The following is a 23,890-nucleotide window of genomic DNA, read 5'->3' as shown; positions in this document are numbered from 1 at the left end:
TAGTAGAAAATATATCTACAAATAATTATGAGTGCTTTAAATACCACCAATCCCAACAATTATAGCTATCAAACAAAAGACCTAGAAATCCATGTTTTGGGTGGTATTAAGTTCAATAATCTAGAGCGTATGCGTGTCACATTAAGTATCAAAAAGCCTCAAAGTCATAATGTAATGCGCCATAGTATCGACTTGTATAATGATACGATGATCGAGAAGTTTGTTAGAACTATTGCCGAGCGTATAGAAATAGGCACAAGCATTACCAGAAAAACATTACAAGATCTCACTAGTGAGTTAGAACAATATCGTATTGATGAGATCAATAAAGAGAATCAGCAAGAAGAACCTATACCCGAATTATCAGGCAAAGAAAGACAAGCAGTAATACGGTTTTTAAAATCTAAAAACTTACTACAAAAGACAAATGAATTAATAGGACAATCCGGAGTAATCGGAGAAGAAACCAACAGATTATTAATGTACTTAATCTTTACAAGCCGTAAAATATCAAATCCATTGCATTGTATTAGTCTTGGTAGCTCGGGAGTTGGTAAAACGCATTTACAAAGTAAAGTTGCTGAGTTAATCCCCGATGAAGATAAAATAGAAATTACAGTATTATCGGCAAATGCCTTTTATTACTTCAATCGTACAGAACTTAAAAACAAATTAATCTTAATCGAAGATTTAGACGGAGCAGAATCTGTACTCTATCCATTACGAGAATTACAATCTAAAAAGCGAATTACTAAAACGGTAGTGCATAAAGACCGAAAGGGAAATACCAAAACAATCCACTTAACGGTAGAAGGCCCTGTGTCTGTAGCAGGTTGTACCACGCAAGAAAGTATTTACGAAGATAATAGTAACCGTAACTTTTTATTATATATCGATGAATCCAGTAACCAAGATCAAAAGATCATGCAATACCAGCGGAGAGCCTCCGCAGGCAAAATAAATAAGGATGATGAATTTATTGCAGCTAGATTTTTACGAGATGTACAAAGAACCTTAAAACCTATCAAAGTAATCAATCCCTATGCAGAATATCTAGACCTCCCACAATCCGTATTTAAACCACGAAGAACTAACAGTCATTATCTACAATTTATAGAAGCTGTTACCTTTTACTGCCAACATCAACGAGAGAAAAAATATGATGAGCAAACAGGCGAAGAATATATAGAAACTACGATCGAGGATATACAACAAGCTAATGAAATCATTAAAGAAGTATTGCTTAGAAAAAGTGATACCATTACAGGAGCATTACGTAATCATCTAGAAAGACTTAAATCTTATCTAAAAAAGAATAATCAAACCACATTTACAAATACAGAAATCAGAAGAAATTTACGAGTAAAAGAAACGACTTTGCGTAGATATAATAAGCAATTACAAGAAGAAGGTTATATACGAAGAAAGAAGAATGCCAAAACCAAAAGTTATTGCTTCGAGGTCATCGATATCCTAGAATATGACACACTCAAATCTCAAATAGATACAGCATTAAATACTTGTTTGGATCGTCTCAATCTCGCCAGTTCGCCACCAAGTCGCCACACCTCAAATGGCGAGGTTAATAATAAGATAATTAGTGAGTTATAATCAACTCGCTACTACTTCCCAAAAAACACATACCGTATGAAAAAAGCGGTGAGCCACCGCAGGCAATAAAATGAAAAAACTAAAATTAAATAGTACCAATTACAATGCATTATTAATCTCCTTTAAGGAGTGGTTAGATATCTTAGGGTATGCAGAAACTACAGTTTATAACTTACCAAACCATCTTAGAGAGTTCTTTTATTGGTTAGAGTGCCGCGGGCACAGCGATATTAATACTATTACCACACAAGATGTCACTAATTATTATAAAGTCTTAAAAGAAAGAAGTAACCAACGTATCGATGGCGCACTTAGTAAATCCTATCTTAATAAACACCAACAAGCACTAAAGAAGTTTAGAGAATACCTAAAAAATCACAATCATAAAGGGATCAACATACATTTAAAATCAGAGAGTCAACCCACAGAAGAGCGAATCAATATTTTATCACAATCAGAAATCAAAGAGTTGTTTGCAGCTTGTAATTATAGTCATAAACGACAATGTATTAGAATACGAGATAAGGCACTCTTAACGATCTTCTACAGTTGTGGACTTCGTAGAAATGAAGCGGTACACTTAGACATCAAAGATGTGCTGTTTGATAAGCAGCGTATCTATGTTCGTAAAGGGAAGAATTACAAAGAACGTTTTGTACCGATCAACAAATACAATCTAGGAATCTTAGAAGAGTATATCTACGATGGCAGACCAGATTTTAATATCAAGGATAATACAGAAGCTTTATTACTCAATCAACACGGTACACGATTACAAGGAATGAGCTTTGCCAATCGATTACAAGCTATTGTAGCAGCCACAGAAAACAAAATCATTATAGAAAAGCACATCACACCACATACACTACGACATTCTATTGCTACCCATTTATTGCAAAAAGAAGTACCACTAGAAAGTATCAAACATTTTTTAGGGCATAGCAGCTTAGAGAGTACACAGATATATGTACACCTTGCAAAGCAAGATCGATAAAATTGTCATTCCTGCGAAGGCAGGAATATACACATCTTTTAAAAAGCATAAAACATGAAAACATATAACATTTATCTAGAAGAAGAAGGTTATACTCAAAAGACTATTACATCAAAAAAGAGAGAGCAACTTTATTTTACCAAATGGTGCAAACGACAATCTACAACCCCTATAGAAATCGATTATAAAACTTGTTTAAAGTACATCAAACATCTAACTAGAAAAGGTAATAGCAAGCGAACTATTAATCACAGATTATCGAGCCTAAAAACTTACTTTACCTATCTGATTAGTGAATCCTATCGAATAGATAATCCAATCGAAAACACGAATGTACGAGGAACACAACGAACGATACATTACAACTTATTAGAATCCGAAGAACTTGAATACTTGTATTACAGTTATGCTACAGACAACTATCAAGAAATATATCACAGCTACACAGCAAAACGTAATAAAATCATTGTTGGTTTACTTGTGTACCAAGGATTAGATACCGCAGACTTAAGCAAATTAAAAGTAGAAGATGTACAGCTTAATAAAGGTAAAATCTATGTTCCTAGTAGAAAACGAAGTAATGCCAGGGAATTAGAGTTAAAGCCTTGGCAAATGATGGATTTTATGATGTATCTAAATGACATCAGACCTCACTTATTAACACGATTAAATAGTGACAGTAACAGGCTCTTCCCATCTGGAGAACGATTTACAATGACCCATACGATTATTAAAAAACTAAAGAAAGTAAATCAAAAAGTAGAAAGTGCTAAACAGATCAGAGCATCAGTAATTACAAACTGGTTAGGTCAATATAATCTTAGAAAAACACAGGTAATGGCAGGACATAAATACATCAGTTCTACAGAACGATACTTGCAAGATGATCTAGAAAATCTACATGAAATTATCAATAACTTCCATCCAATACACTAAAAACAACATAAAAAGTACTTTTTTAAGTACTTTTTATTATCTTTGCTTTATGGAAACAGTAAATTATACAGATTTTCGTTCAAATCTAAAACATTGGTTCGATAAAGTTGTCAATGATGTAAGCGATATCATTATCAAGCGTAAAAATGGTAAAGACCTCGTATTAATATCATTGGATGAATACAACTCATTAAAAGAAACTACCTATCTGCTAACAGGAAAAAATAGAGATATTTTATTAAACTCTATCAAAGAATTAGAAGCAGGTAACGGTATAGAAAAAGATTTAATCGAATAGATGAAATTAACTTGGTCTACTTCTTCTTGGGAAGATTATTTGTATTGGCAAAAAGTCGATAAGAAAATAGTAAAACGAATAAACGAACTCATTAAAAGTTGTATGCGTACTCCTTTTGAAGGCATAGGAAAACCCGAAGCTTTAAAAGGAGATTTACAAGGATATTGGTCAAGGCGTATTACATCAGAACATCGGTTGGTTTACAAATACGAAAAAGATCAATTATTGATAGCAGCTTGTCGTTATCATTATGGTAAATAAGCCAAGTGAGTCGGCTACCGCCTCCAATTAGTTATTATTACATCAGCCCGGAAAAGGGCTTTTGTAATAAGCTGTTATAAGGTGTTCACTTCGCTCTACACTAGGCTTGCTCCCGGGCGTCACCGGGATGCTACACTTCCAAGGCTTCTGCTATGTTCACCCGTGGCTACTCTGTCTTGCTTCAAGCAATCCACCGCCACTTCATGGGCTACGCCGCTTGGTCACAGCCTAGTCGATTATTTATGTTGAAGTTAATATCTGATAAATAAGAAAACATAAAAATCGTCTGGCACACAAAACCGTTACACTCTTTTTTGTGTGTCGGCTGCTCCTCTCCGCTAGGCTCTCGCCTTGTTCTGCGTTCGCCACGCAGGCATCTTCAATCGCCAGATGGCTATCATTTTTTAAAGCTGAAGATTACTGGTCGCACAAATCCACCGCCTAAATCTTCAGCTTTAAAAAACGTTTTTCCTCTCTTACGGAAAAAAGAATAACGTTTTGAAAAGTATCGGAAGTGCGCTGGTGGCTGTAGTAGCTGACTTCCGATGCTTTTTAAAATGAAACAACCAAAGGGCGTTAGCTATCCATAAAATTGCTCAAAATGCCACTAGAGCCATCTAAATCACGTCTACGACACGATTATGAGGGTATAATATTATAGTATCTTCCGTAAAAATAGTTTGTTAGAAGTCAGAATCTTCAGTTATAGGAGTCTGTGTGCGGCTATTTTACATAGTTGCGTTATAGACCCTGACTACAGGGAAGAGCGACTATAACTACCAATTATGTAAAGATAGCTTTGATCATGCGGCTGGCTTTAATGGGAAATTACTATTTTAGCTAGTGCAAGGATATATGAAGGTGGATCGTTCTTATGAAAAATTTTTGGAGGTAAACCGCTGAAAACTGACCCGTAGTTGAAAAAAACGCGTAAACTACTATCCTTTTGGAATGCAACAACAACTAGGAATAAATCACCCTAGTTCTGCCATTAGCGGGAGAAAGCATAGGTATGGGTTTAATGGAATGGAAGAACAAGACGAACTTGGTTTAGAGTGGATAGATGTTACTGCCAGAAACTATGATCCTGCCATAGGACGATGGATGAATCTTGATCCACTTGCCGAACAAATGCGTAGGCACTCTCCGTATAATTATGCGTTTGATAATCCTATCTATTATATAGATCCTGATGGGATGATGCCTATTAGTTTTGGAGGAATGGATGAGACTGATAATTTTGATATAAATACTTCAGGGGTTGCTCCTATAGACCAGGATAGAGGTAGTGGAAAAGATTTTAATACTTCAATAGCTGATCATTTTTACTCTGATATGCCAACTGTTCATGCATCTGGAGAAGCAGGTAAAAGTACTAATAAATCTGGTAATGGTAATGATAGCTGTTGTGGAGGAAATGGATCAGGAGTTTCTTTTGTTATGGGAACTGATGGTGTAGAAGTGTTGGAAGAGGCAGAATCTTTTCTTTCTGGGGGTGGCACATTAGGGGATATGGCTGCAGTAATATCATTAACAGCTACTGATTATAGAAATTCATTGTCGATTATGGATAAAGTGGGACGAAACGGGAATTTAAGTTTTATACGATATTCTGGTGCAATAGGAAAATGGGGAGGTAGGCTAGGTAATTATGGTAGTGGTCTTTCCTTATTTCTAAGCGGACGTTCTTATTTAAAAAATCAGATATCTACTGGGCAATTTGCTTGGGAAAGTACTAGTACCGTTACTCCGTGGGCTACTGGTTACTTTCTTGGAACTGGCCCAGGAATAGTTGTAGGTTCTATCTTTGCGGCAGCTAACGAATTTAAAAATGCAATGGAAATTGCATTTAAGAATCTTAATTTTAATTTTACAACTCCCAATATTAGCAGCGGCTTTAATATGTTTAGATAACAAAATGAGTATATACAAAATCAATAAAAAATCAATTATAAAAAATCTAGGCTTTAGCTTTTTTATAATCATAGCTTTTATCATTACATACATTTATTTTGTATATATCACTAAGGAAAGTGACTTTATATGGTTACTCTCCTTAATTCTTCTCGGACAATTAATTCCAGTGATATTACTTCTTACCGATTATTTTGTCAATAGTACAAAAGAAGAAATAATAGTTCATGGAGAATATATAGAGATCAAAGAAAAGAATCATCGGAAAACAATACAGAAACAAGAGATAGAGGGATTAACAATATATGCGTCGCCTTCTTGGTATAGAAATAGTACAGTAAAATTTTTCCCGTTTGAGGCCTTTCATTTCGTTGAAATAAAGTTGAAAAATGACAACTCTATTTACATAACTTCTCTATCTGATCATAACTTATATAAAAATATTCAAAAAGAAAAACTCTTCAAAGGATTGTTGTATTTTTATAAAGGCGGTATAACTAGGCAGGGAAATGCAATAAATACTATTTTCTGGAAGAAATTAGATTAGCAAAATCGAGAATTATTCTCCCCCCAGCTGGCGCGAGCGAAATTGCCCCTGCTGCCGCTAGAGTGATCGCTACCGCTATGTCTTTGACTAGTGGCGTTCTGAGTGAGAGGTAAAAGTAAGACAAATAAAAGACAAGAGCCAGTTACAATGATGTAACTGGTATTTTCTATTGTAGATAAGCTTGTTGGTTTTATGATCTCTAAGAAACGCATTCATAAGGACAAAGAGATGTTCTTTACTTTTATCATCCAATTTTTGAATCCCGCTAGCGCTCGTCTGTGACGGATGCCGTCAAAGCTTGGCGGGTACCCCCGCTCGTCCTAGTATGCGCTACCGCAAGTTTGCAACTTGTGGTGTCAAAGATTAGTGTGTACCCCTGCTGCCGCTAGAGTGATCGCTCCCCCGCTAGCGCTCGTCTGTGACGGGTGCCGCCAAAGCTTGACGGGTACGAGTAAGAAATAAAAGACAAGCACCAGTTACATTGCTTTGTAGCTGGTTTTTTTTATGAATTAATAAGCTGAAATATCCTGTATCCTTTTTTTAGTAATAAAAGCATCTATCAGTTTAGATACGGTATTTTTATCTTCATCATCCATCTGCTCAACAGCTTTAAACTGTCTAAGCAATAAATTATCATCAATAAACTCCCCAGCTGTTCCCTAGTATGCGCTACCGCAAGTTTGCAACTTGTGGCGTCACAGATTGGCGTGTACGTGTAAGAAATAAAAGATAGGCACCAGTTACATCAATTTGTGGCTGGTTTTTTTATGCATACGCTTTTTTAGCGTTGTAGTCTCTTATCAATGCATCAATTACAGAGAAAATCTGGTTTTGATTATCTTGAGGCATATCGGCAATTGCTTCAATACGTTCCAATATCTTTTTGTCGGTAACAATAACGGAGCTATTACCTACTAAGTAATCCAATGATACATCAAGCGCTTTAGCAATTTTATTAGCAATCTCAATAGAGGGTAACCCCAGCTGGCGCGAGCGACATTAAGTAACGGCTAGCGCGATGGCTCTAGGCTCGTGCCGATAATGAGTAAGAAAGTAAATATCATCAGGGACTAATTTATAAAATTATATTTTCTACCATCTTGAGCGAAGTACCTGTATATATGGTATGCTTCGCTCAATAGGATAGAAGTATGTAATATTTTTGAAAGGAACTCCTGTATTATTTTAGGTATATTTTATGATAGCTTGTTTTTTCAGCTATATCGATTTTGATAAGAACTATCTGTGCATTGTTACCTAGCTTACTACTATCAATACTAATTTTTTGTATACTTGAATATTTTTTGGCAAATAATTGCTGTCCAGTAAGATTTAAAATAGTGACATTAGCATTTTTGGCAATATTTCCAAAATCAATAATAATTTCTTTTTGAATAGAATTGGTAACTACAGCTATTGGCTTACTCTTATTACTACTTTGAGTTAGCGTTGTTGTGGATAGATTAGTAGCACCAATTTGTAACTCAGAATTACCAATATCAATTCTATTGTTTCTATAACGCGCATCGCCATCAAAATCTACAGTTCCTGATAGTTCACTACTATAATTTTCATCTCCTTTATCAACAGCAGGTGAACTGCTAGTCAAAGCAAAGTCATAGATAGCAGCGTCAGTAAAATTAGGATCACCTTCTACAGAATTTAGATCTAGACTAAAGGTGGATTTAAAACTAGTAAGATTATAAGAACCGTTTTTTGTCGTGTATCCATTAAAACTGGTTCCAGTAATATCGATAATAATATTCGTATCACCATCTCTATAAAAAAGATTGTTATCAGATTCAAAATTGCTAATTGTATAACCGCTACTAGCTAACAAAACTTTTTTATTAGTATTAGCGTAGACGATGTTGTTTTTGAAAGTAAGTTCATCACTGTTTTGTAAATGAACTTCTCCTCCAAAATTGTTTGCAATTTCAGATACATTCGCACCATTGATTGTCGAAACACCATTAACAGCAGCGCCCGTTCGATTTTTATAAAAAGTGTTGTTATATATCTGTGTATCTTGTAAAATAGTACTGTATCCTGATTTTATTGCACCACCAAAAATCGCACCTGTAATCACGTTTTGATAGATTGAATTGTTGTGAATAATGTGACCTATTGCATTACCGCCGTAATTTATAGATGTATTTTCTTCGGCTCCTACAGAGATACCAACACCACAATTATACACTTCATTACGAATTATCTTACAATGTTTAGCACCGTCAAGATAAATTCCGGCACTGTTAGCTATAGCACTCATGCAATCAAATACTTCGTTTTGAGAGATGATTCCGTTTCTAGCTTGATTATTAGCTTCAGCACCAGTTGATTTATAATTACCGGCGGCTACGATACCTATATTCGCAATGTCAAAAACACGATTGTTTGCTATTGCAAAACCATCCACATTACCAGTTACAGTAATTGCTTCTCCCCATCCTGTAGCACAATTATTCACCGTATTGTTATCGATAGAAACATTGGTTATAGCGTAAGTGCCATTACCACCATCAACTTTTATAGCATTAGCGACTATACTGCTACTGCTAGGAATGGCAGAAAGGTTATTACTGATCCAGCCAATATTAGTAACCTTAGAGTTTTTAATCGTAATGTTAGACAAATCAGCTGTAGCACCACCATTTGCTAATATCCAAATACCTTTACTACCGTTACCAATTTTGTTTTTAATTGTCAATCCATCAATGGTTACATTGCTCGTATTCACAATTCCTAATACATAGGTGTCTGAACTTGTCCATGCAGAGGCATCTAATATAGCATCACCACTACCATTTTTTTGTATAGTTAAAGATTTACCGATATATATAGGTCCCGTTGCGGGGTAAGTCCCAGATGCAACATAAACAGTTCCACCCACGGGTACAGCATTTATCGCTTGAATTATGGTTTTATATGGTGAGGTTGATGATCCTGTTCCAGTAGTGTCATCACCTGTTGGTGAGACATAAATTTGAGAAAATCCTTGCAAACAGCAAAGAATCATTAAAAAACTAAATTTAAAAGTTTTCATAGGGGTTGTATTAATGTTAATGATAATTTTGATATATCCTGATAAAGCAAATAGCATTAGTTTTAACAAGATATATGGAGTGTTCAAAAATATTACAAGGGGCTAAAATATGTTTTTTTGTTAAATATCAATTAGTAATTAAAAGGAGAATACTAAAATTAAAAACATAGTCTTTTTAAAAGTTTGATTTTAATGTATTTAAAACATTTTTAAGTTTTTTGAGGGATGCGACTTTAAGAGTAGTATAAAGAAGTTATTTATCGTATTTTATAATCCATGGATTGGTGGTAAAATAGTTCCAAGAAACGCTTGCAAGATCAACGTTGGGATCAATGAATTTTTTACGGGGTTTACCGTTAATCGAAACTTCACTTTCAACATATACTGCAATATCTCTACCTTGTGTAGCATAGGCTGCTTTAATACGTTGGGCAAATTGCCACATAGCATCGGGTTTGCTTGCCACTGTACGAAATTGTTTTTTAGACAAAAAGTGACTTTTATCAATGAGCTCCCGCTCAGCATTTGGTATATTCTTATCTACTATATAAAATTTTGTATGTCCAGAACGACTGCGCAACATCATACGCCAGCTTAAACGATGCCCCTCTTCTGTCCATAAAACATCACCAGGTATCAACCAGTGGCGAAGGGGTAGGGCTATTTGAATTAGTAACCATATTGATAGGGCTGCTATTAAAAACTTATTATAGCTAGGAATCTGTAGTTTATTATCGGTATAAAAAGGCTTCTTTTTTAAGAACAATCGATGAATACGTTCTTTAGAAAAGAAGAAAACAGTGAAACCAAGAGATAAATAAGGAAATATACCAATTTGAAAAACAATCGAATTAAATAAATGAAAAAAGATACTTACAATAAAAATCGCAAAGCGAGTACGGCGCCACAATAATAAAGGTATAACAAGCAAATCAAACAAAATACCTGTATAAGCAATACAATAACGAACCCAGCCAGCTTGCAACCAAGCACCTATTACAGGATAATAAGCTCTTGCAGCCATCAAGTTTTTGGGTACGGTTCCATCAATCCAATCTGGGTATAATTTTGCTACAGACGCATAGGTATATACAATCCACAATTGAGCAATAATTATAAGCACACACCAACGGGGCATATAGGTTTTTTCTTTCTCAGGGTGTTGCTTGCTATCCACAGAAAAATAATCAGCGGCGGGTAATAGTAGCATTACTATGCAAAGTAGTAGCAATAGGTAATAATGATTGTTGTAAGAGGTTTTTTGCATAAAATAGACACCGCCCCACATGATAGCATAGCCTGCCATGCTCCAACGGTATTTGTAACCGATCGTAACTAAGAAACCAAAAACGCCCATGATGGCGTAATAATAGTACATCCCGTTACCAGGTAAAGGTTGCAAAAAATCAAATCCTATAAAATTAAATGTAAATTTAGGAGCAATGAGTGTACGCTCAATCCATCCTGTAAAAATTGCGCCTACAGCTTCGAGCATAATTAAGAAACCAAATATTACCCTAAAAACTATAAGGGCACTGTTGTCTATTTGGGTAAACAACCATCGGTTAATCATAGCATATCATTTATAAAATCACGAGCAAAATCTTCGTCTTCTTGCATAGCAGTTTTGAGGGCCTCTAAGGACTCGAACTTTTTTTCCTCTCGAATACGATGTAATAATTCTATTTGTATCTTTTTTTCATAAAGATTAAAGCTAGCATCAAAAAAATGAGTCTCTATGGTTTGATGCGTGCCATTAACGGTAGGGTTAGTCCCAATATTCATCATACCAAAGTATATTTTTCCATCAATTTTTGATTGTACTATATATACACCTTGCTTAGGGATAAGTTTATAACGCTCCTCAATGACCAAATTTGCTGTAGGATACTCAAGTTTACGACCTAAAGCTTTGCCTCGCACAATTTTTCCAGTTAGCATAAAGTTGTAGCCCAAATATCTATTAGCCTTGGCAATGTCTCCATCATTGAGTGCTTGCCTAATTTTGGTAGAACTCACGGCTACATCATCAATATCCTGTTTGGAAATTTCTTCGACAGTAAAATTGTTTTGCATACCAAACGTTGCTAAATCTGTAATATCAGAATTGCGATTGCGACCAAATCGGTGATCGTAACCAATAATCACATGTCGAGCTTTTAATTTTTTGACTAATAATTTTTCTACATACTCTCCAGCCGTAAATCTGGAGAACTCTCGGGTGAAGGGGTGGATAACCAGATTATCCAATCCTGTGTTTTCAATGATTTGAATACGCTCATCAATCGTGTTGATTAGTTTGATATTCGAATCTTGCTGAAGTACCATTCTAGGATGTGGAAAAAAGGTGAGAATCACAGATTCTAGACCATTCTGCTTGGCAGCATCCACTAAACGTTCAATTATTTTTTTGTGCCCAATATGAACGCCATCAAAAGTACCAATGGTAACTACTGATGGGATATCATTATTGTATGTATTGGCATCTGTATACCTTTTCAACTGCAATAGGTTATATGATCCATAAAGAGAAAGTGATTATAGAATTATCTTTAAAACTTTCTAGTTTGTGGGTAAAATTAATCAATTGTACGGAGACTTCTCCTTTATTTTCCGTTAAAGCTAGACATGGTATTGCTAAGTCCCGCTGTAGCAAATGATTTAATGGCTTGTAGCACTGTATCAATACGTTCTGGAAGTGCGGTCATTTCATCTTTATCCCAAGTGCCTAATACATAATCTACCTGTCTGCCTTTACCAAAACTCGCACCTACACCAAATCTAAAACGTGCGTAGTTGGAGGTGTTTAGTTGTGCCTGAATATCTTTAAGTCCATTATGACCCCCAGCACTGCCTTTACCTTTTAAGCGTAGCATACCAAAATCCAAGTTGAGATCATCGGTGACGATCAAAAGGTTTTCTATAGGCACTTTTTCTTTTTCTAGCCAGTACCGTACAGCTTTACCACTTAAATTCATATAGGTATTGGGTTTAAGTAAAATTAAGTTTTTTCCTTTGTATTTATAAGTCGTAAGGTCTCCAAGTTTTTGCGTTTCAAATGTTAGATTTTCTTCTTGAGCAAGTGTGTCGAGAACTTTAAAACCTATATTATGGCGTGTATTGTCATATTTTGGGCCAATATTTCCTAGTCCTACAATTAGAAATTTTTTCATTGGATCTTCTATGTTTTTACTTGCGCTCTTGCGAAAGTATTTTTTAAATAATAAACGCATACTTCATTTTTTGCGTGAGGGATAGTAGCGATACCCCGCAGATTGTTTTTTTGAGAATCTCAAAAAAAAACAATTGAGGAGTACAAGTGTATAGCCCGACCCTTTTGGGTCACGCTAAGCATTGTAAATAAAGAGTAAAAATAAAAAAAGCATTCTGAAAATAAATCAGAATGCTTTTAAATTGTTTGATTTGATAGCTTAAGCTTCAGCAGCTGGTGCCTCGGCAGCTGGTGTTTCGCCTTCTTCTTCTTCATCCTCATCATCTGCAACCACGTTACGAGATGTTTTAACCATACAGATAACTGTATTATCTGGGTGAAGAATAGAAAAATCATCACTTGCTACATCAGTAACATATAATTTGTTTCCAATTTTCAAATTGGTGATATCTCCTTCGATAACGTCTGGTAATTTTGAAGCTAGTCCTTTTACCTTTATACGTCTTAAATTAAAACGTAACACACCACCGTTACGAACACCTTTTGAGTTTCCTGTTGTTCTAAACGGAAGCTCAATTGTGATAGGTTTATCGTCAAAAATTTCTACAAAATCAATATGTAAAATTCTATCGGTTACAGGGTGAAACTGTATGTCCTGTAGGATAGCGTTAATTTTTGTTCCATTATCCAACGCAATTACCACGGTATGAACGTCTGGAGTGTACACTAAATCTTTGAAAGCCAATTCTGGAGCCGCAAAGTGTGTAACAGTGTCTCCACCGTAAACTACACAAGGTACCTGTCCAGCATTACGTATGGCTTTTGTTGATTTTTTACCTACGCTTTCTCTTTGAGATGCATTGATTGTTAATGATTTCATTTTTTAATTATATTACGAGTTATTAATTACATTATAAATTTTGAGCTTATAGACTCATTGTGATGCACGCGGTGCATCACATCTGCAAATAAATTTGCGCAGCTTACTACTTTAATTTTTTCTGAAGCTTGTTTTAAAGGTATCGAATCGGTAACAATTAATTCTTGTAATCTTGAATTTTCGATTCTAGTGTATGCATCTCCAGATAATATTGGGTGTGTACAGATGGCCCGTACGCTTAAAGCACCTCTTTCCATCATAAGATCTGCAGCTTTGGTCAAGGTTCCTGCAGTATCAACCATATCATCGACTAACACAACATTTTTACCTGTTACATCACCTATTAATTCCATATGGGAAATCACGTTAGCTTTAGCACGTTGCTTATAACAAATAACAACATCACTTGCAAGTGCTTTTGAATAGGCATACGCTCGCTTTGAACCTCCCATGTCTGGAGAGGCAATCGTTAAATTTTGTAAATTTAGCGATTGTAAGTAGGGTAAAAATACAGTAGATGCAAAAAGATGATCTACAGGTTTTTCAAAAAATCCTTGAATCTGATCTGCATGCAAATCCATAGTAATAATTCGAGTTGCACCAGCTGTTTCTAGCATTTTGGCAACTAACTTTGCAGCAATTGGTACACGAGGTTTGTCCTTGCGATCCTGTCTTGCCCAACCGTAATAGGGGAGCACAGCCGTAATGTGTCTTGCAGAAGCTCGCTTTGCGGCATCTAACATTAATAACATTTCCATCAGGTGATCCGAGTTAGGATGGGTGGACCCAATGATAAAAACGCGGGATCCTCGTACAGATTCTTCAAACGAAGGTTGAAACTCTCCATCACTATAGGTCGAGGTGATTACTTTTCCTAACGTAGCCCCATAAATAGAAACAATTTTTTCGGCAAGTTCGGTACTTTGATTACAAGCAAAAAATTTTGCTTCTGTAACTGCGGTTGGCATAGGTAAACTATTGTTTAATAATCGATTAACGTGTATTGTTTAAAAACAAGGTGCAAATTTAGAAATTTATTTGAACTCTAAGGTTAAATTATTAGTTATTTAATGGTAGAAATGGATTATTTTATTAATTTTGCCATCCATTATTGCTCGAGTGGCGGAATTGGTAGACGCGCTGGATTCAAAATCCAGTTCTTTCGGGAGTGTGGGTTCGATTCCCACCTCGAGTACTTCGATAAAAACCAGATCAATTTGATCTGGTTTTTTCTTTTAAAGATCGGCTTACTATTGTTTATGGTAATAAAAAAGGTACGAAATCAAGCATTATAAAGGTGTGTTGATGTAATATAGAGTATAAAAAGCTGGCTCATTATAAATTGCAATGTTTTTAAGGATTAAATAGTCTCGTGTATAGTAAAAGTGTAACCCAAACTTTTTCCTGTATTCAAAATATTTTTGTTAAAGAATTTATAGTGTAGTTCTGCGTTGAATCCATAAAATTGTATTTTAGCATAAATTCAAACCCTTACTATTATGTCCGAATTTTGGTTGTATCTTAAACTTGGTTTTAACCACGTACTTGATTGGAATGCGTACGATCACATATTATTTTTGATCGTTCTTACTGTTGCTTACACGTTTGATAGTTGGAAGCGAGTTTTATTACTGGTTACCTTTTTTACGCTTGGGCATACACTATCATTATTTATGGCGGCATATAATGTCATCTCTGTAAACTCAAATATGATAGAGTTTTTAATTCCGATCACAATACTTGCAGCTGCATTATTTACATTGTTTACAGCGAGTAATTCATCCAGAAATGCTAAAGCTGGAATTTTATATGGAACTACTATATTTTTTGGATTAATTCACGGTTTAGGTTTTTCGAGTTACTTTAAGGTTATTAGTTCTAATACTGGGTCTAAATTGTTGCCGTTATTAGAATTTGCGTTGGGCATTGAAGCTGCTCAGATTGTGGTGGTTATACTGGTAATGATTATTAGTTTTATCTTTCAAACCATCTTTAGGTTTTCAAGAAGAGATTGGATTATGGTTATATCTTCTATAGTGATAGGATTAGTATTACCCATGATTTTTCATGCAAAAATTTGGTGATAAGGTATAGTATTAAGTATTAAAATTAAATAGAATTTTCTTCTTACAATAAATTAGGTATGCCTAAACAAAAACAATTAAAATATGATAAAGCATACTTGCGTATTGCAAGAGAATGGGGTAAGTTGTCTCATTGTGATCGAAAAAAGGTTGGTGCGGTTATTGTAAAGGATAGAATGATAATTTCTGATGGTTTTAATGGTACCCCAACAGGTTTTGAAAACCCGTGTGAAGATGAGGCAGGTTACACAAAGTGGTATGTACTGCATGCAGAGGCTAATGCTATTTCAAAGGTAGCTTCTTCAACGCAATCTTGTAAAGACGCTACGCTATATATTACATTGTCACCATGTAAGGAATGCAGTAAATTAATTCATCAAGCAGGAATTAATCGTGTGGTGTATCAACAAGGATATAAAGATGATTCTGGATTGCGATTTTTAAAAAAGGCGGGTGTACTTATAGAACAGATTTTAGAATTAGACGATTAGGAGGAGAGGAAGATGAAAACTTCAAAAAAATACATACCTTTTTGGATTGGACTGGCAATGGGTGCTGGTGTATTTCTTGGAAGCAAATTAAACTTTCAGGATCAAACGGATACCTTATTCTCTTCAAATGTGAAAAAGGAAAAACTAAACCGTTTAATTGATTATATTGACTATGAATATGTAGATGAAATTAATACAGATAGTATTGTCGATGTTACAGTAAATAGAATTTTAGAGAATCTAGATCCCCATTCTGTTTATATATCTTCAGAAGAGTTAGAAGGGGTAACCGAGAGTATGCAGGGAGATTTTATTGGTATAGGTGTTAGCTATTATCCTTATCGAGATACCATATCGGTAATTAGTACGATTAAAGGTGGACCTAGTGAAAAGTCTGGATTAAAAGCAGGAGATCGCATTTTAATGGCCGATCAAGATACGTTGTATGGAGAAAATTTATTGAGGGATGAGCTTGCATCCAAATTAAAAGGAGCGTTAAATAGTCAGGTACAACTTAAAGTATTTAGAAAAGGCAAAGGAGTTTTTGATGTCGTTGTAAAACGAGGTAAAGTACCGATCAAAAGTGTAGATGCTGCTTATATGTTAACGAGTACCATAGGCTACATCAAGATCAATAGATTTGCAGAGACTACGTATACCGAATTTAAAAAATCACTCGATAAGTTACAAGATCTGGGAATGAATGAACTTGTATTAGACTTGCGTGATAATGGTGGCGGATTTATAACGCCTGCGCTTCGTATTGCTGATGAGTTTCTAGAAAAAGAAACCTTGATTATGTTTACTAAAAACAAAAAAGGAGCTGTTGAAAAAAACTATGCAACGGGTAAAGGAGATTTTCAAGAAGGAAAACTAAGTATTTTAATTAATGAAAATTCGGCATCAGCTAGTGAGATTTTGGCAGGAGCAATACAAGACAATGATCGTGGGACTATAATAGGTCGTAGGTCATATGGCAAAGGATTGGTGCAACGAGAAATGTCATTGGGTGATGGGAGCGCAGTTCGCTTGACAATATCAAGATATTATACGCCCACTGGTCGGTCGATTCAAAAACCGTATACCAATGGGAATAAAGCTTATTTTAATGAATATCTTGAGCGCTATAAAAACGGAGAGTTACAAAGTGCTGATAGTATACAGGTGGCCGATTCCTTAAAATTTAAAACACCAAAAGGAAAAATCGTTTACGGTGGTGGAGGTATCATTCCTGATCATTTTATAGCAAAGGATAGTACGCGGGTAGCAGAAACTTTAAATTATATGCTGCGATCTGGTTTTATAGGACGTTATGTGTTTGAAGCACTGGATAAAAAAAGGGCTGAGTATAACGAACTTACGCTCGAAGCGTTTAAAAAGAGCGCCATCATAGATGATGCTTTTGTAAAGGGATTTTTGTTATTTGCCAAAAGACGAGATATCAATATGGAAGGATCAGAATTTAAGGAGCCTCTACGTAGGTACTTAAAGGCAACAATGGCAGAGCAATTATTTGGAACAAATGTTTTTGAGAAAATGCTGAATAAAAATGACGCTATGATAGAACGAGTTTTACTTCTTTCTAATAATTCTAAGAAAATGTAGCTATGGTATTTTGGAATGAATATTTAATCCCTGTCGCAATATGTTCACCTATATTTTTCTTTATCTTGGCGGTGGCTTGTCGCCTCTTAGATTCTAGTGCTTCAATGTTTCTCGACCATGAAATCTTAGTAGACTCCTCCTATGTGTCTGCAGATCTGATACGTGACCAGTTAGAGAAAACGGTAAATGCAAAATTAAAAAGAGCACTGCAAAAAGCCCTTATGTTTAGAAGGCTTCATGCCATATTCATTGCACTCATGTTAGTCTCAATACCTATTACTATTTTGATGTGTGTGACACTATTATAGGACTAGGAGGTATTCTAATTGCTCTTGTCTTTTATTTTTTTTGAAGTAAGTAAGATAAGTAAAAGCAGTATCGCGCAAGCAGGTGCTATAATGCCAATTAATGCTGTTTTGCTGTCTCCTTCAAAAATGTTACTGGTGTCTAATAAAGTGCTGTTATAGCCCATAAGTAAAACGCCAAGAACGATTAGTATATAAATAAAAATTTTCATCTAAAATAAGTCTTTGATATTTGCGGTAAATAATTTTACTGCGATTGCTAATAAAATTACACCAAATATTTTTCTGATAACATTAATTCCTTGTTTTCCTAAAACCCGTTCAATTCTCCCAGAGGATTTTAAAACAACATATACAAAGATAATGTTTACTATGATGGCAATAATAATATTTACAGTATGAAATTCTGATCGTAACGAAAGTAGTGAAGTCATCGTACCTGCTCCTGCAATTAAAGGAAAGGCAAGGGGAACGACCGCTGCAGTTTCTGGGGCATCATCTCGATAAAGTTGAATGCCCAAAATCATTTCTAACGCAATAAAGAAAAGTATAAAGGATCCTGCTACGGCAAAGGAGTTAACATCAATACCTATTAAGTTTAAAATTTCTTTTCCTAAAAAAAGAAAAACGATCATGAGGATACATGCGACAATACTTGCTTTCTCACTTTGGATATGCCCCACTTTTTTTCTAAGATCAATAATGATAGGGATACTTCCTATAATATCAATAACTGCAAAAAGAATCATACTGGCGGTAAAAATTTCTTTGAAATCAAATGGAAACATAGGCTCGATGCTTTATACTTTGACAAAAGTAAATGTTAATATGCTATAAATGTAGCGCAAAAATGCAAAAAAACAAGGGTAGAATTAAAAAGTAGCTTTAAGCCATTTGTACAACGCTATTTTATAAGGTTCAATTTATAAAAACTACTATCTTCGCAGCATGTTTCAAATAGGTAAGACAATTATTTCGGAAGAAATTATAGAAAAAGATTTTGTATGCAATCTATCTGCATGTAAAGGAGCGTGTTGCATCGATGGAGAGGCAGGCGCGCCTTTGGACGAAGAGGAAACAAAAATTCTAGAACAAATTTATCCTACTGTTAAGTCATATTTACGACCCGAAGGAATTGAAGCGATCGAAGCACAAGGAGTCTTTGTTAAAGGCACCGATGGTGACTGGGAAACACCGTTAATAGAAGGTGCAGATTGTGCGTATGTAATCTTTGATAAAAAAGGAACAGCTTTATGCGCTATTGAAGAGGCGTATAATCAGGGGGAAGTCGATTGGAAAAAACCTGTTTCTTGTCATTTATATCCAGTAAGAGTTCAAGAGTACTCCGAGTTTTCTGCGGTCAATTATCATAAATGGGAGATTTGTGATGATGCATGTACCTTAGGAAAAGAGTTTCAGGTGCCAGTATTTAAATTTGTAAAAGCAGCCCTAGTGCGAAAGTTTGGGAATGATTGGTATCAAGAACTTGAAAAGGTTGCAGAAAAACTTAAGAATAAATAGTCTATTAAAGGGTCTTCTACACTTACTTACATTCTTCACAGTTAAAAAAACGTGAGTTAGTAAATTTAATATAATTAGCATTCTTGTCTTTTTGACGTTTTTTTAATGCTTAATTCCCTTTTTAAATCGTTTTATTAAGTCTATAAATGCTTTTTTCTTCAGAAATTTAGTTAATTTTTATTACGGTTTACCCGTAAATATACTTGGGTAATACCATTATTGTGAAAAACCCTAAAAATCGCTCAGTAAGTGTAAAATCAGGGGCTATTCCAAATTTTTAACGTTAAAAGTTACATAAGCTTTTTTTAAATTAAATCGTTGATTATAAGTATTTTACACCCAAAACACTGACGATACGCATAACTAAAGCCAATCTCCCCGTGTTGAAAACTTTGTTGAAAACGTTTGTGAAATTTTGGGAGTAATTCTCAGGTATTTTTTGATCTTTGTATAGGAAGAAAGAAACAAAAATTTACTACAAAAAATAAAACGGATCATGATGAATGTTGAAGAGCCAATTTTACAAGAAAATAAAGACAGATTTGTAATATTTCCAATTAAACATCATGATATTTGGGACTGGTATAAGAAATCCGAAGCAAGTTTTTGGACGGCAGAAGAAATTGATTTACATCAAGATATAACCGACTGGGCAACTAAGCTAACCGATGATGAACGATATTTTATAAAGCATATTCTGGCTTTCTTTGCAGCCTCTGATGGAATTGTGAATGAAAACTTGGCAGAGAATTTTGTCAATGAAGTTCAATATAGTGAAGCCAAATTCTTTTATGGTTTTCAAATCATGATGGAGAATATTCATTCTGAAACCTATTCTTTATTAATAGATACGTACGTAAAAGATGAGAAAGAGAAAGATATGCTTTTTAAAGCCATCGATAACTTTCCGGCGATCAAGAGAAAAGCAGATTGGGCGCTCAAATGGATCGAATCTGATTCTTTCGCAGAACGTCTTATCGCATTTGCAGCAGTAGAAGGAATTTTCTTCTCGGGAGCGTTTTGTTCTATCTTTTGGTTAAAGAAAAGAGGGCTAATGCCAGGACTTACTTTTTCTAATGAGTTGATCTCTAGGGATGAAGGGGTGCATTGTGATTTTGCTGTACATTTACATAATCATCATCTTGTAAATAAAGTACCAAAAGAACGTATTCGAGAAATTATCATCGATGCACTTACTATAGAACGTGAATTTGTGACCGAATCGCTTCCTGTAAGTTTGATAGGTATGAATGCAAAATTAATGACTCAATACTTGGAGTTTGTTACCGATAGACTCTTGGTCGAATTAGATTGTGAAAAAGAATACGGAACTGCAAATCCATTTGATTTTATGGATATGATCTCACTTCAAGGAAAAACAAATTTCTTTGAGAAAAGAGTTTCAGAATATCAAAAAGCCGGCGTTCTTAACAAGGATACCGAAGATAGTAAGATAAGTTTTGATGCCGATTTTTAAAGTAAATCGTAATCCAATCATATATTCATTCTGAGCTAGTTACACCTAGTGCCTAGATTCATTACAGCTAGCTCAGTTTGATGTGTCTACCTAAGACTTTAAATAATAAAGGGGCAGCCCTGCTTATATTTTAAGAGATGCTTTTGATGCATGTTTAGCGTATATACGCAGTAACAATTCAATAGCTTAAAGATGTCTGGCAAGCTGTAAAATTAAAAAACGAATTAGTAGCATGTTCTTTGAGGGAAGAACTTAAAACCACCACGTAGTATGTATGTAATTAAAAGAGACGGTCGTAAAGAACCCATTATGTTTGACAAGATTACCGCAAGGGTAAGAAAACTTTGTTATGGACTTAACCCACTGGTAGATCCAGTAAAAGTAGCGATGCGCGTTATTGAGGGTTTGTATGATGGAGTCACTACGAGCGAGCTTGATAACCTAGCTGCAGAGATTGCGGCGACCATGACCATTACACATCCGGATTATGCAAAGCTAGCAGCTAGAGTTTCTGTATCCAACTTGCATAAAAACACCAAAAAAACCTTTTCTGAAGTAATTACCGACTTATATGAATATATAAACCCTCGTACTAATAAAAAAGCACCGCTCATTGCCGATGATGTGTATGATGTTATTCAAAAAAACAAAGAAAAACTGGATTCAACAATCATATATAATAGAGATTTTGGATATGATTACTTTGGTTTTAAAACTTTAGAGCGTTCTTATTTACTAAAAATTAATGGTAAGATTGCCGAGCGGCCACAACATATGTTGATGCGAGTAGCAATTGGGATCCATCTTAACGACCTAGACTCGGCTATAGAAACGTATGAGTTAATGTCCAAAAAATATTTTACCCACGCAACACCAACACTTTTTAATGCTGGGACACCAAAACCTCAAATGTCCTCTTGCTTCTTGTTAACAATGCAAGATGATAGTATTGATGGTATTTATGATACTTTAAAGCAAACAGCCAAAATTTCGCAATCTGCTGGGGGTATTGGTTTATCAATACACAATGTACGTGCTACGGGATCCTATATAGCAGGAACCAATGGTACCTCTAATGGGGTGGTGCCCATGCTACGTGTCTTTAATGATACAGCCCGCTATGTAGATCAAGGTGGAGGTAAGCGTAAAGGCTCATTCGCAATATATGTAGAACCATGGCATGCAGATATTTTTGATTTCTTGGATCTCAAAAAGAACCACGGTAAAGAAGAAATGCGAGCAAGAGACTTATTCTATGCTATGTGGATTCCTGATTTATTTATGAAACGCGTGCAAGAGGATGCCGAGTGGACATTAATGTGTCCAAACGAATGTCCAGGACTGTTTGATGTGCATAGTGATGAGTTTGAAGAAAAATATTTAAATTTTGAAGCAGCTGGTAAAGGGCGCCGTACTATAAAAGCTCGTGAGCTTTGGGAAAAAATATTAGAATCTCAAATCGAGACAGGTACTCCGTATATGTTGTATAAAGATGCTGCTAATCGCAAGTCTAATCAACAAAATTTAGGTACTATACGATCTTCAAATTTATGTACAGAGATTTTAGAGTACACCAGTCCAGATGAGGTAGCTGTATGTAATTTAGCGTCTATTGCCTTACCAATGTTTGTCAAAAATGGTGCGTTTGATCATAAAGAGCTTTTTAAAATAACCAAACGAGTTACAAAAAACTTAAACCGCGTTATAGATCGTAATTACTATCCAGTTAAAGAAGCAGAAAACTCCAATGTAAGACACCGTCCAATAGGATTAGGAGTACAAGGTCTTGCCGATACTTTTATTCAATTGCGACTACCTTTTACAAGTGATGAGGCCAAAAAATTAAACCAAGAGATTTTTGAGACATTATATTTTGCGGCTGTTACAGCCTCAATGGAAGAAGCAAAAATCGATGGGCCTTATCAAAGTTATGAAGGTTCTCCGATTTCTAAAGGAGAATTTCAGCACAACTTATGGAATATCAAAGACGAAGAACTAAGTGGTCGTTGGGATTGGAATGATTTGCGTAAAAAAGTATTGGAGAATGGAGTACGCAACTCGTTATTAGTAGCACCAATGCCAACAGCATCAACCTCTCAAATACTAGGTAATAATGAAGCATTTGAGCCATACACTAGTAATATCTATACCCGACGTGTATTATCGGGAGAGTTTATCGTTGTAAACAAACACCTATTAGAAGATTTAGTAAAACTTAATTTGTGGAGTGATGAGGTTAAAGATGCTATTATGCGTGCCAATGGATCCATCCAAAATATAGATATCATACCACAAGATCTTAAAGAACTATATAAAACTGTTTGGGAACTTAGCATGAAAGACATTATCGATATGTCACGTCATAGAGGATATTTCATCGATCAGTCACAGTCGCTTAACTTGTTTATGGAAGGTGCAACCATGTCTAAGCTAACATCTATGCATTTTTATGCTTGGAAGAGCGGACTCAAAACAGGGATGTATTATTTGAGAACAAAATCGGCGGTAGATGCGATTAAGTTTACGTTGAAAAAAGAGGTGGCGCAAGTCCCGCAAGCAGAAAAAGTAGCAGCAAATGCTGCACAAATTCTCGAGGCTCAAACCCTTAAATCAACTTCTAAATCTGAGCCAGTTGCCCCCGAGGGGACAGCCTTAAGTCCAGAAGAGTTAAGAGCAATTATAGCACAATCCAAAGAGGCAGAAGGTGATGACTGCCTAATGTGTGGATCATAAGTTTACATGTTTCGA

At 35.3% G+C, this 23,890-nt stretch carries 21 protein-coding genes, 1 tRNA gene and 1 pseudogene; 15 read left to right on the top strand and 8 right to left on the bottom strand.

Annotation, left to right across the window (positions count from 1 at the left end):
- The first annotated feature begins 27 nt into the window (after positions 1–27).
- From ACE939_RS11960 to ACE939_RS11930, 7 genes and pseudogenes are all read left to right on the top strand, one after another.
- A complete protein-coding gene (locus ACE939_RS11960) occupies positions 28–1,611 on the top strand; it encodes a hypothetical protein (protein ID WP_378185821.1) in 1,584 nt (527 codons plus the stop codon).
- 70 nt (positions 1,612–1,681) lie between these two features.
- Entirely contained in the window at positions 1,682–2,605 is a 924-nt protein-coding gene (locus tag ACE939_RS11955; protein ID WP_378185820.1) for a tyrosine-type recombinase/integrase, read from the top strand.
- 54 nt (positions 2,606–2,659) lie between these two features.
- Positions 2,660–3,541 (top strand): tyrosine-type recombinase/integrase, encoded by an 882-nt coding sequence (locus ACE939_RS11950; RefSeq protein WP_378185819.1) that lies wholly within the window; start codon positions 2,660–2,662, stop codon positions 3,539–3,541.
- Between the two features lie 49 nt (positions 3,542–3,590).
- Positions 3,591–3,839, top strand: a complete 249-nt coding sequence (locus ACE939_RS11945; protein ID WP_201924093.1) for a type II toxin-antitoxin system Phd/YefM family antitoxin — start codon at positions 3,591–3,593, stop codon at positions 3,837–3,839.
- Positions 3,840–4,100 carry a Txe/YoeB family addiction module toxin gene (locus ACE939_RS11940; protein WP_378185818.1) on the top strand — a complete coding sequence of 87 codons (261 nt, stop codon included), beginning with the start codon at positions 3,840–3,842 and terminating at the stop codon, positions 4,098–4,100.
- A gap of 948 nt (positions 4,101–5,048) precedes the next feature.
- A pseudogene (locus tag ACE939_RS11935) lies at positions 5,049–6,014 on the top strand (RHS repeat domain-containing protein); the annotation flags it as partial.
- A gap of 4 nt (positions 6,015–6,018) precedes the next feature.
- Entirely contained in the window at positions 6,019–6,561 is a 543-nt protein-coding gene (locus ACE939_RS11930; protein ID WP_378185817.1) for a hypothetical protein, read from the top strand.
- Between the two features lie 765 nt (positions 6,562–7,326).
- Here the strand turns inward: ACE939_RS11930 and ACE939_RS11925 are convergent.
- The 7 genes from ACE939_RS11925 to ACE939_RS11895 form a co-directional block, all read right to left on the bottom strand.
- Positions 7,327–7,488, bottom strand: coding sequence for a hypothetical protein (locus ACE939_RS11925; protein WP_378185816.1), 162 nt, complete (start codon positions 7,486–7,488; stop codon positions 7,327–7,329).
- A 253-nt stretch (positions 7,489–7,741) separates the two neighbouring features.
- Positions 7,742–9,607, bottom strand: a complete 1,866-nt coding sequence (locus ACE939_RS11920) for a hypothetical protein (RefSeq protein ID WP_378185815.1) — start codon at positions 9,605–9,607, stop codon at positions 7,742–7,744.
- 253 nt (positions 9,608–9,860) lie between these two features.
- On the bottom strand, positions 9,861–11,180 hold the full coding sequence (locus ACE939_RS11915; RefSeq protein WP_378185814.1) for an HTTM domain-containing protein: 1,320 nt from the start codon (positions 11,178–11,180) through the stop codon (positions 9,861–9,863).
- Positions 11,177–12,109 (bottom strand): bifunctional riboflavin kinase/FAD synthetase, encoded by a 933-nt coding sequence (locus tag ACE939_RS11910; protein ID WP_378185813.1) that lies wholly within the window; start codon positions 12,107–12,109, stop codon positions 11,177–11,179. The genes ACE939_RS11915 and ACE939_RS11910 overlap by 4 nt, the downstream gene beginning before the upstream one ends.
- A gap of 104 nt (positions 12,110–12,213) precedes the next feature.
- Positions 12,214–12,780, bottom strand: a complete 567-nt coding sequence (gene pth / locus ACE939_RS11905; protein ID WP_378185812.1) for an aminoacyl-tRNA hydrolase — start codon at positions 12,778–12,780, stop codon at positions 12,214–12,216.
- Positions 12,781–13,038: 258 nt separating this feature from the next.
- Entirely contained in the window at positions 13,039–13,659 is a 621-nt protein-coding gene (locus ACE939_RS11900) for a 50S ribosomal protein L25/general stress protein Ctc (RefSeq protein ID WP_378185811.1), read from the bottom strand.
- Positions 13,660–13,685: 26 nt separating this feature from the next.
- The gene (locus ACE939_RS11895) at positions 13,686–14,627 is read right to left on the bottom strand and encodes a ribose-phosphate pyrophosphokinase (RefSeq protein ID WP_378185810.1); all 942 of its coding nucleotides are present in this window, start codon (positions 14,625–14,627) and stop codon (positions 13,686–13,688) included.
- 145 nt (positions 14,628–14,772) lie between these two features.
- Here ACE939_RS11895 and ACE939_RS11890 point away from each other — a divergent pair.
- The 5 genes from ACE939_RS11890 (at position 14,773) to ACE939_RS11870 (ending at position 18,147) form a co-directional block, all read left to right on the top strand.
- Positions 14,773–14,854: transfer RNA gene (locus ACE939_RS11890), tRNA-Leu, on the top strand.
- A gap of 304 nt (positions 14,855–15,158) precedes the next feature.
- Complete coding sequence (locus ACE939_RS11885) at positions 15,159–15,743, top strand: HupE/UreJ family protein (RefSeq protein ID WP_378185809.1); 585 nt, start codon at positions 15,159–15,161, stop codon at positions 15,741–15,743.
- A gap of 59 nt (positions 15,744–15,802) precedes the next feature.
- Positions 15,803–16,234: a cytidine/deoxycytidylate deaminase family protein gene (locus ACE939_RS11880; RefSeq protein ID WP_378185808.1), complete on the top strand. Its 432-nt coding sequence runs from the start codon at positions 15,803–15,805 to the stop codon at positions 16,232–16,234.
- 12 nt (positions 16,235–16,246) lie between these two features.
- Complete coding sequence (locus tag ACE939_RS11875; protein WP_378185806.1) at positions 16,247–17,839, top strand: S41 family peptidase; 1,593 nt, start codon at positions 16,247–16,249, stop codon at positions 17,837–17,839.
- 104 nt (positions 17,840–17,943) lie between these two features.
- On the top strand, positions 17,944–18,147 hold the full coding sequence (locus tag ACE939_RS11870) for a hypothetical protein (protein WP_378185805.1): 204 nt from the start codon (positions 17,944–17,946) through the stop codon (positions 18,145–18,147).
- 209 nt (positions 18,148–18,356) lie between these two features.
- Here ACE939_RS11870 and ACE939_RS11865 read toward each other — a convergent pair whose 3' ends face one another.
- Positions 18,357–18,932: a MarC family protein gene (locus ACE939_RS11865; RefSeq protein WP_378185804.1), complete on the bottom strand. Its 576-nt coding sequence runs from the start codon at positions 18,930–18,932 to the stop codon at positions 18,357–18,359.
- Positions 18,933–19,092: 160 nt separating this feature from the next.
- On the opposite strand from ACE939_RS11865, the gene ACE939_RS11860 reads away from it, so the two are divergent.
- The 3 genes from ACE939_RS11860 to ACE939_RS11850 all read left to right on the top strand — a co-directional run bounded on the left by ACE939_RS11860 (position 19,093) and on the right by ACE939_RS11850 (position 23,875).
- Positions 19,093–19,665, top strand: coding sequence for a DUF3109 family protein (locus ACE939_RS11860; protein WP_378185803.1), 573 nt, complete (start codon positions 19,093–19,095; stop codon positions 19,663–19,665).
- A 496-nt stretch (positions 19,666–20,161) separates the two neighbouring features.
- Complete coding sequence (locus ACE939_RS11855; protein ID WP_378185802.1) at positions 20,162–21,142, top strand: ribonucleotide-diphosphate reductase subunit beta; 981 nt, start codon at positions 20,162–20,164, stop codon at positions 21,140–21,142.
- A 270-nt stretch (positions 21,143–21,412) separates the two neighbouring features.
- On the top strand, positions 21,413–23,875 hold the full coding sequence (locus tag ACE939_RS11850) for a ribonucleoside-diphosphate reductase subunit alpha (RefSeq protein ID WP_378185801.1): 2,463 nt from the start codon (positions 21,413–21,415) through the stop codon (positions 23,873–23,875).
- Positions 23,876–23,890: the final 15 nt, after the last annotated feature.

Origin of the sequence: Aquimarina rhodophyticola, assembly GCF_042434915.1 — a bacterium.
Classification (GTDB): Bacteria; Bacteroidota; Bacteroidia; order Flavobacteriales; family Flavobacteriaceae; genus Aquimarina.
This window is presented reverse-complemented; position numbering and strand designations above follow the sequence as displayed.